Origin of the sequence: Motilimonas pumila (assembly GCF_003596335.1) — a bacterium.
In the GTDB taxonomy this organism is placed as follows: Bacteria; Pseudomonadota; Gammaproteobacteria; order Enterobacterales; family CBDFNC01; genus Motilimonas; species Motilimonas pumila.
In genome coordinates, this window is sequence record NZ_QZCH01000057.1 from 1 (window position 1) to 1,829 (window position 1,829).

General features: G+C 50.7%; 1 rRNA gene. It reads left to right on the plus strand.

Annotated features, from left to right (window positions below):
- The first annotated feature begins 266 nt into the window (after positions 1-266).
- Positions 267-1,806, plus strand: a 16S ribosomal RNA gene (locus D1Z90_RS19985).
- The last annotated feature ends 23 nt before the right edge of the window (positions 1,807-1,829 follow it).

The window sequence follows — 1,829 nt, forward strand, 5'->3', positions numbered from 1 at the left end:
TTCAAACCGGCTAGCGTAGAATGCGCAGCCCTGACGAGGCGAAACGCTTCAGTCAAATGTTCTTTAACAATTAGCAATCATGCAATCTGTGTGAATACTCAGGTAATCTGGCCAAGGCCAATTACGCAATGATAACGAATCGCCAAACGATTTATTTATCAATGTTTCTGATGTTCACATAGAACAAAAGATGTAGGTTACTTAGGTAACCGAAATCGACAGAATTCATTGAGTCGTGCAGCTAGTCTGCACACCAGAAAAAACTTTAATTGAAGAGTTTGATCATGGCTCAGATTGAACGCTGGCGGCAGGCTTAACACATGCAAGTCGAGCGGTAACATTTCTAGCTTGCTAGAAGATGACGAGCGGCGGACGGGTGAGTAATGCTTGGGTATCTGCCTTGAGGTGGGGGACAACAGTTGGAAACGACTGCTAATACCGCATAATCTCTACGGAGCAAAGAGGGGGACCTTCGGGCCTCTCGCCACAAGATGAACCCAAGTGGGATTAGCTAGTTGGTAAGGTAACGGCTTACCAAGGCGACGATCCCTAGCTGGTCTGAGAGGATGACCAGCCACACTGGAACTGAGACACGGTCCAGACTCCTACGGGAGGCAGCAGTGGGGAATATTGCACAATGGGGGAAACCCTGATGCAGCCATGCCGCGTGTGTGAAGAAGGCCTTCGGGTTGTAAAGCACTTTCAGTTGTGAGGAAAGGTTAGTAGTTAATAACTGCTAGCTGTGACGTTAGCAACAGAAGAAGCACCGGCTAACTCCGTGCCAGCAGCCGCGGTAATACGGAGGGTGCGAGCGTTAATCGGAATTACTGGGCGTAAAGCGCGTGTAGGTGGCTTGTTAAGCCAGATGTGAAAGCCCCGGGCTCAACCTGGGAACTGCATTTGGAACTGGCAGGCTAGAGTTTTGTAGAGGGTGGTAGAATTTCAGGTGTAGCGGTGAAATGCGTAGAGATCTGAAGGAATACCGGTGGCGAAGGCGACCACCTGGACAAAAACTGACACTCAGACGCGAAGGCGTGGGTAGCAAACGGGATTAGATACCCCGGTAGTCCACGCAGTAAACGATGTCTATTAGGAGTTTGGTATCTTGTATACTGGGCTCCAAAGCTAACGCATTAAATAGACCGCCTGGGGAGTACGGCCGCAAGGTTAAAACTCAAATGAATTGACGGGGGCCCGCACAAGCGGTGGAGCATGTGGTTTAATTCGATGCAACGCGAAGAACCTTACCTACTCTTGACATCCACGGAATTTTTCAGAGATGAATTAGTGCCTTCGGGAACCGTGAGACAGGTGCTGCATGGCTGTCGTCAGCTCGTGTTGTGAAATGTTGGGTTAAGTCCCGCAACGAGCGCAACCCCTATCCTTAGTTGCCAGCGATTCGGTCGGGAACTCTAGGGAGACTGCCGGTGATAAACCGGAGGAAGGTGGGGACGACGTCAAGTCATCATGGCCCTTACGAGTAGGGCTACACACGTGCTACAATGGCGGATACAAAGGGCAGCTAACTTGCGAGAGTGTGCGAATCCCAAAAAGTCCGTCGTAGTCCGGATTGGAGTCTGCAACTCGACTCCATGAAGTCGGAATCGCTAGTAATCGTGGATCAGAATGCCGCGGTGAATACGTTCCCGGGCCTTGTACACACCGCCCGTCACACCATGGGAGTGGGCTGCAAAAGAAGTAGGTAGTTTAACCTTCGGGAGGACGCTTACCACTTTGTGGTTCATGACTGGGGTGAAGTCGTAACAAGGTAGCCCTAGGGGAACCTGGGGCTGGATCACCTCCTTATCTAAGCGACGTTTTATTGTCAG